The sequence below is a fragment of the Pedococcus sp. NPDC057267 genome (genome assembly GCF_042668795.1).
In the GTDB taxonomy this organism is placed as follows: Bacteria; Actinomycetota; Actinomycetes; order Actinomycetales; family Dermatophilaceae; genus Pedococcus.
Window position 1 is genome coordinate 1 of record NZ_JBHUYG010000145.1, and the last position, 7646, is coordinate 7646.

A 7646-nucleotide genomic window follows, 5' to 3' on the forward strand; every position below is an offset into this window, starting at 1 on the left:
CGATGAAGGACCCCGACGAGAAGCGTGTCGGGGTCCTTCATCGTGTGGCGGAGGCGGAGGGATTTGAACCCTCGATGGGCGATTAACCCAAACCGCATTAGCAGTGCGGCGCCATAGACCGGACTAGGCGACGCCTCCACGCCCGGGTGCGCACACCCGAGCCCGCACAGGGTATCCGGCCCGCCTGCGGCGGGGCAAAGCGGCCCCGTGCGGACGTTACAGGACCCTCAGCTGCAGATGTCCTGGTTCGCGGTCCGCGCCTTGATCGTCTCCGTCGAGGTGGTCGGCGGCGTGGCCGTGATGGTCTGCGCGGGCAGCGGCTGCGTGCCCAGTCGGTTGGGGATCTCGACCGCCTTGGGGGACCCGACGCCCATGCTCAGCTCGAGCGTCGAGCCCAGCACGGGGTCGGCCCGGACCTGGGCCCCCGGGTAGACCGCCGCAAGCGTGCGGGCGGCCTCCTCCATCCCCGGCCCGTAGCGGACGACGACGCCGGAGGTCGGCCGTCCGGTGCCGGAGAGGTAGGTGTCGACGTGGAATCCCTGCACGGTCAGCTCGGCGGCCGCCTGCTTGGCCAGTCCGGGGACCCCGGAGTCGTTGGTCACGCGCACGTGGATGGTCCCGGGGCTGACCGTCAGCGGCGGCTGGGTCGTCGTCGGCGAGGCGGTCGCGGTCGCGCCCGACGGGCCCTGGGTGCCCGGAAGCGGCTTGTCCTCCCGCATGGCGGTCCACAGGGCCTCCGCGGCCGGGGTCCACTCGAGCCGGTTGGGGTCTGCGGGGTAGGGCCGGGTGGGGAGCTTGACGAAGCGGATCTGGTCGGTGCCGATCCTGGCCAGGCTCTGCGCGATGTCCTTCATCTGGCCGACGTCGAGACCGGTGTCGGTCGTCATCGACTGCGTCGCCGCGTCGAGGAACCGGAACAGCTTGTCCGGGCGCAGCAGGAGCGAGGACTTCGTGGCCTCCTGGACGACGGAGGACATGAATGCCTGCTGCCGGTCGATCCGGCCGAGGTCCGAGCCGTCGCCCAGGGTGTACCGGGTACGCACGTAGCCGAGCGCCTCGGTCCCGTTGAGGCGGCTGCGCCCAGCGGGCAGCTTGAGGTGGCTGTACGCGTCGTTGATGGGCACCGGCGTGCACACGGTGACACCGCCCAACGCGTCGACCATCTTCGAGAAGCCGTGGAAGTCGATGACGACGAAGTGGTCGATGTAGATGTCGGTGAGCCCCTCGAACGTGCGGATCGTGCACGCGGGGCCACCGAGGGTGAAGTTGGCGTTCCACTGCCGGATCGGTCCGTCCGCCACCTTGTCCTGCGGGTTGTTGCAGTCGCGGGGAGCCCTCGTCATCGAGTCCCGGGGGATGGACACCACGATCGCCGACTTGCGGTCGGCGGAGAGGTGCACGACGAGGTTGGTGTCGGACCGTGCACCGACGACGCTGCGGTCGCTGCCGTTGGGGTTCGCGTTGTCCCCTGCCCGGGTGTCCGACCCGATGACCATGATGTTGAGCGGCTTGAGGTTCGTCTGCGCGTCGGTGGTCGCCTGCTGCTTCGGCCGGGTGCCGAGCGCCTTGGTGATGTCGACGCGCTGGATGTTCCCGTTGAGCTTGACGTATGCCGCGATGCCGAGGACCAGGGCAGCGACCGTGAGGGCGGCCACCGCGAACAGGCCGCGGCGCAGCCACGGGTGCCGGTGGTCCTGGCGAATCCGCTCGGACCGGCGCGTGATGGTGGGGGTGTGCTCAGTGCCGCCCTCCGAGGCACCGGGGACTCCGTCGCCGGGCTGGTCGCCCGAGGCGGAGCCGTGGGTGGGCTCGCTCACATGCACCTCTCTGGTCCGGACACGCCACCTCCGGGGGTGGCTGAGGCGACCGATCGCCTCCGGGATTCTAAGGGCGCAACCTGAGAACGTCGGGATGCTCCCATCCCCGTGACGCCGCAGGGGACGGGACGGTTGGCTCGCGGACCCGTGGGTTCAGCTGCTCCGGGACCCGTGGGGTTTGATGGGCGCATGGACAGACGAGGCGTGGTCGGGGCGGTGGCGGCCGTGGCCGTGGTTGCGGCCGGTGGGGCCGGGTTCTGGTGGTGGCGGCACGACCAGGCCGGGCAGCAGGCAGACCGCGGCGCCCGCGCCGAGGTCGCGGCATACGCGTCGGGGTGGTCCCAGCGCTCGTTCGCCAAGGCCGGCACCGTCTTCACCTCGCCCGCGGCGACGGTGCAGGCGGACTTCACCCGTGCGACGTCCGGGCTCGGCTCGGGCCCGGTCACGGTCGTCCCCGACGCGGTTCGGCGCGCGGGTGACCGGGCCACCGCGACCCTGCGCGTCACCTGGACGTTGCCCGGCGGCGTGCCGTGGAGCTACGACGCCCCGGTGACCGTGGTGAGGCAGCGCGGCGGGTCCTGGGCGGTCAGCCTGCCTGCCGACGCCTCGCCGTGGCACCCAAGGCTGAAGAAGGCCGACCGGCTCGTGGCCTCGCGGACCTGGGGCACCCGCGGCGACCTGCTCGACCGGTCGGGCACCGCACTCATGCCGTTGGGCAAGGTCTACCCGGTGCAGCTCGACCCGAGCCGCGCGACCCCCGAGACGGCGCGGCAGCTGGAGGCGATCGTCGGCGAGCCGTCCGGGAGCCTCGTGGCCAAGCTGGCCGCGGCCCAGAAGGCCGGATCGAAGTCGCCCATCCCGGTGATCACGTACCGGCAGTCGGACTTCGACTCCCGCCGCGACCGGCTCGACACGCTCAAGGGCGTCATCTATCCCGCCCGGCAGCAACCGCTGGCGCCCACGCGCACCTTCGGCCAGCCGCTGCTCGGCTCGTTCGGGCCGGTGAGCGCCGAGCAGGTCGCCTCGGGCAAGGGTCGCTACACGGCCGGCGACTACGCAGGCACGAGCGGGCTGCAGGGTCAGTACGACGCCACGCTCGGCGGCACCCCCGGCATCACGGTCACGGCCTCCAGTGCCCCGGGCACCCCGCTGTTCCAGAAGGCCGCCGTCGACGGCAAGGACGTCAAGACGACGCTCGACCCCAAGGTGCAGCAGGCCGCGGAGAAGGCGCTCACCGGCACCGGCAACGTCCCGTCCGCGCTCGTGGCGGTCGACGTGAGGACGGGCGACGTCCTCGCATCCGCGAACTCCCCCGAGCTCGGCCTCGACCGGGCCATCACCGGCCGGTACCCGCCGGGGTCGTCGTTGAAGGTCGCGACCTCGTACGCGCTGCTCACCGGCGGCAAGGTCACGCCGACCACGCCCGTCACCTGCCCCAAGACCTTCGTCGTCGACGGCCGGTCGTACAAGAACTTCGAGGGCGAGGAGCTCGGGACGCCCGACTTCGCCGACGACTTCGCGCACTCGTGCAACACCGCCTTCGTCCAGCTGTCGACGAAGCTCGGCGACGGCGACCTCGCAGCGGCCGGCAAGGCGCTCGGCATCGGCGCCGGCTGGGCCAAGCTGCTCGGGGTGGACGGCGCGTTCGAGGGCAGCATCCCGACCAACAACGGCAAGACCGACAAGGCCGCCGCGTCCATCGGCCAGGGCCGCAACCTCGTCTCCCCGCTCGCCCTGGCGGTCATGGCGGGCAGCGTCGCCAGGGGCGCCTACGTGCCACCCGCCCTGGTCACCGACCCGGCGCCGCAGGGCGCCGACCGCTCGCCACAGCAGCTCGACGCGGGCGTCGTCGACCAGCTGCGCGGCCTCATGGGACGCGTGGTCACCGACGGCACGGCGACCGTGCTGCGCGGCACCCCCGGCGGCACCGTGAGCGGCAAGACCGGCACGGCCGAGTTCGGCACCGGCAACCCGCCGAAGACGCACGCGTGGTTCATCGGCTACCAGGGCGACCTGGCGTTCGCGGTCCTGGTAGAGGAGGGACGCAGCGGCGGCGAGGTCGCCGCGCCGATCGCCAAGGCCTTCCTCACGACCCTGGCCGGAGGCTGACGCCGACGACGCCGCGGCTCCCGGACACGCGACGAGGCCCCCCACCGTGGTGGAGGGCCTCGTCGTGAAGACTGTGGTTGGGCAGTCCTCGATCAGATCGGGCGAACGGCGTCAGCCTGCGGGCCCTTGGGGCCCTGGGTGACCTCGAACTCCACGCGCTGAGCCTCGTCCAGCGAGCGGTAGCCCGAGGAGTCGATGGCCGAGTAGTGGACGAACACGTCGGGGCCGCCGCCGTCCTGGGCGATGAAGCCGAAGCCCTTCTCAGCGTTGAACCACTTAACGGTTCCCTGTGCCATGGGGTTAACTCTTTCCTTTGTAGCCATTGGGAACCCGCACCTTGCGGGGCCCCAGGCTGCCGTACACAACCCCACCCGACGAGATCATGCTCGTCCACAGAAGCGAAAGGCCCGCGCGCTGGTGCTGGCGGGCACTTCGTCGACCTGCGAGGAACTGCTTGGTGCAACCGCGAGAGACGCTAGCACGCGAGGCCGGTGAGGTGGAGATGCGGAGGCCAAATTTCCGTCAACCGCTAGAGCCCTCGGCACCGGGTCCGGAACGGCACCAGGTACACCCAAACCGAGCCGCTCGAAGGCCTCCCCAACAGACACGTCAGCCGTTCGGATCGATCCCGCTCAGCTCCCTCACCTGCATCTTTACCGTCCCATGACCCGGTGCGACAGTTCCGGCCACCATTTCTTCCGGTTGCACAGGGGACGTCATGCACCTACGCCTTGCCTCTCGAGGAGTCGCCGCGCTCGCGGTCGCCCTCCTCACGACGTATGCCGCGGGGGCGGCTTACGCCGACTCCATATCGGCGGTGGACGGCGACACCGCCGCCATGTCCACCACCGACATCGTCGTGTCCGGCTGCACCCTGCCGGTCCAGCGTGACGGCCTCGTCACGGTCAAGCGCACCGGCAACATCCACCTGACGCCGGGCACGACGTTCAGCCTCGACTGGTCCAGCACCGACACCAACGTCACCGTCGAGCCCACCGACACCACGCAGAAGGTGCCGGCGGACTTCGACCAGAACGGGCACGACTCCTTCCAGGTCGGGATCCGCACGACCATCAAGGCCAGCGCGGCCAGCACCGGGCAGTCCACCGTCTCGGTCAGGGTGACGCAGCCCGGCTACACCACGATGACCGCCGCGTCCTACGCGGTGACGTGGAGCTGCACCACCAACACCGCGCCGGTGGTCACCATCGGCGGGGTCACCAACGGTGGGTCGTACGAGTACGGCAGCGTCCCGGCGGCGACCTGCTCGTGGACCGACGACCACGACGGCTCGGGGACCGTGCTGCCGACCGTCAGTGGCCCGAGCGGCAAGCTCGGGACGCAGACGGTGAGCTGCAGCAAGACCGACTCGGCGGGCCTGGTCGGCACGGCCACCGCGAGCTACTCGATCGTCGACACGACGGGTCCCGTCCTGGGCACCGTCGCCGACGTCTCCGCCTCGGCCGTCGACGCCAGCGGCGCGCCCGTGACCTACTCGACGCCGTCCGCGACCGACGCGGTCGACGGGGACCGCCCGGTGACCTGCACGCCGGCGTCGGGTTCGACCTTCCCGCTGGGCAGCACCACCGTGACCTGCGTGGCCACCGACGTCACAGGCAACAGGGGCACGACCAGCTTCGCGGTCAAGGTCGCCGACACGACGGCCCCGGTCGTCACGGTGCCCGCGGACGACACCGTGGCGGCAACGAGCCCTGCCGGGGCCACATACTCGTACGCCGCCACCGCCAAGGACAACGTGGACGGCGACCTGACGCCCACGTGCAGCCTGGCCTCGGGCAGCACCTTCGCATTCGGTGTCACCAAGGTCATCTGCACCGCGACGGACAAGGCCGGCAACACCGGTAGCGCCTCGTTCGTCGTCACCGTCCAGGACGAGACCGCCCCGGTCGTGACGGTGCACGAACCGAAGCCCGTCGAGGCCACCGGCCCGGATGGTGCGGTCGTGAACTGGGACGCGGCGACGGCGACCGACGACGTGGATGGCACCCGTCCCGTGACCTGCGACCACGTCAGCGGCGCCACGTACCCGGTAGGCACCACCACCGTGACCTGCTCGGCCGCCGACACGCACGGCAACACGGGGACCTCGACGTTCGCCGTCGTCGTCGTCGACACGACGCCGCCGGTGCTCCACCTGCCCAAGGACCTCACCCCGGAGGCGACGAGTCCCAGCGGTGCCGTCGTCGACTGGACGGCCACGGCCACGGACCTGGTCGACGGTGCCGTCGACGTCAGCTGCGACCACGCCTCGGGCAGCCAGTTCGCGCTGGACACCCCGACCACGGTGACCTGCTCGGCGACTGACGCACACGGCAACGAGGCCACGGGGTCCTTCGCCGTGACCGTCAAGGACACCACTGCCCCCACGCTGCCGTCCTTCCAGGACGTCACTGCGGAGGCGACGGGCGCCAAGGGTGCCGCCGTCGAGTACTCGGTCCAGCCGGCCAAGGACCTGGTCGACGGGGACGTGCTGCTCAGCTGCACGCCTGCCAGCGGCGCGACCTTCGCTCTGGGGAAGAGTGCGGTCACCTGCTCCGCGAGCGACAAACACGGCAACACCGACAGCGGCGGCTTCGTCGTGACGGTGCAGGACACCACCCCGCCGGTCTTCGACCCCATCGTGGTGGACACCGTCGAGGCAACAGGTCCCTCGGGCGCTGCGGTGAGCTTCGAGCCGCACGCCACGGACCTCGTCGACGCCACGCCGGCCATCGCCTGCGACCACGTTTCCGGCTCGACGTTCCCGCTCGGGCCCACGCAGGTCACCTGCACGGCGACCGACTTCTCGGGCAACCACGTGGACCAGACCTTCACGGTCAACGTCGCCGACACCACCGCCCCGGTGGTCGGCACGGTGGCGAGCCAGACGATCGAGGCCACCTCGGCGGCGGGCGCTGCCTACACGTGGGTCATGCCGACCGCCAAGGACCTCGTCGACGGCGACCGCCCGGTGACCTGCGACAAGGAGCAGGGCGCCACCTTCCCGCTCGGGGAGACGACGGTGACCTGCTCGGCGAGCGACCTGAGCAAGAACGTCGGGTCCTCCTCGTTCACCGTGACGGTCCAGGACACCACAGCTCCGGCGTTCGGCGCCCCGGTCAACGTGACCGCGACGGCGACGTCCGCGGCAGGCGCGGCGGTGACGTACGCCAGCCCGGTGGCCACCGACCTGGTCGACGGCCTGACCGCGGTGACCTGTGACCGGGCCAGCGGCAGCACCTTCCCGCTGGGCACCACCACCGTCCACTGCTCGTCGACCGATGCCCACGGCAACACGGCGATGACCTCCTTCACCGTGACCGTGACCGTCGCGTGGAGCGGGTTCCTCGCACCGGTCGTCGACAAGGGCGTCTACAAGCAGGGCAGCACGATCCCGGTCAAGTTCGCCCTCACCGGCGCCTCGGCCGGCGTGACGAACCTGCAGGCCACCCTCTGGCTGCGCAAGCTGCCGGCGGCGGGCACGACCGGCCAGGACCCCGTGGCGGTGTCGACCTCGGCCGCCACCACCGGGAACCTCTTCCGGTACACGGACGGGCAGTACCTGTTCAACCTCAACACCAAGCCGCTCGCGGTCGGCAGCTACGAGCTGCGCGTCGACCTCGGTGACGGCGTCGCCCACACCGTGACGATCAGCTTGCGCTGACCCCCTCGGTGGGCGCGGCCCGGGACCTCTGGTCCCGGGGCGCCATGCGGTTATTT

4 protein-coding genes and 1 tRNA gene are annotated in these 7646 nt (G+C 71.1%); 2 read left to right on the forward strand and 3 right to left on the reverse strand.

Annotated elements, in window-relative coordinates:
* Positions 1 to 45: 45 nt before the first annotated feature.
* Both ACFUC1_RS19625 and ACFUC1_RS19630 read right to left on the reverse strand, forming a co-directional pair.
* Positions 46 to 138, reverse strand: a tRNA-Ser gene (locus ACFUC1_RS19625).
* Positions 139 to 227: 89 nt separating this feature from the next.
* Positions 228 to 1817, reverse strand: a complete 1590-nt coding sequence (locus ACFUC1_RS19630) for an LCP family protein (protein WP_379122838.1) — start codon at positions 1815 to 1817, stop codon at positions 228 to 230.
* Positions 1818 to 2006: 189 nt separating this feature from the next.
* On the opposite strand from ACFUC1_RS19630, the gene ACFUC1_RS19635 reads away from it, so the two are divergent.
* Entirely contained in the window at positions 2007 to 3926 is a 1920-nt protein-coding gene (locus ACFUC1_RS19635; RefSeq protein ID WP_379122840.1) for a penicillin-binding transpeptidase domain-containing protein, read from the forward strand.
* A gap of 92 nt (positions 3927 to 4018) precedes the next feature.
* On the opposite strand, the gene ACFUC1_RS19640 is transcribed toward ACFUC1_RS19635, so the two are convergent.
* Complete coding sequence (locus ACFUC1_RS19640) at positions 4019 to 4222, reverse strand: cold-shock protein (RefSeq protein ID WP_056915917.1); 204 nt, start codon at positions 4220 to 4222, stop codon at positions 4019 to 4021.
* Positions 4223 to 4644: 422 nt separating this feature from the next.
* On the opposite strand from ACFUC1_RS19640, the gene ACFUC1_RS19645 reads away from it, so the two are divergent.
* Positions 4645 to 7590, forward strand: coding sequence for an HYR domain-containing protein (locus tag ACFUC1_RS19645; RefSeq protein WP_379122843.1), 2946 nt, complete (start codon positions 4645 to 4647; stop codon positions 7588 to 7590).
* The last annotated feature ends 56 nt before the right edge of the window (positions 7591 to 7646 follow it).

Bases quoted from the DNA above. Each gene is read 5' to 3' on its own strand.
- ACFUC1_RS19635 (WP_379122840.1), top strand. From the start codon at position 2,007: ATGGACAGACGAGGCGTGGTCGGGGCGGTGGCGGCCGTGGCCGTGGTT.
- ACFUC1_RS19640 (WP_056915917.1), bottom strand. From the start codon at position 4,222: ATGGCACAGGGAACCGTTAAGTGGTTCAACGCTGAGAAGGGCTTCGGC.
- ACFUC1_RS19645 (WP_379122843.1), top strand. From the start codon at position 4,645: ATGCACCTACGCCTTGCCTCTCGAGGAGTCGCCGCGCTCGCGGTCGCC.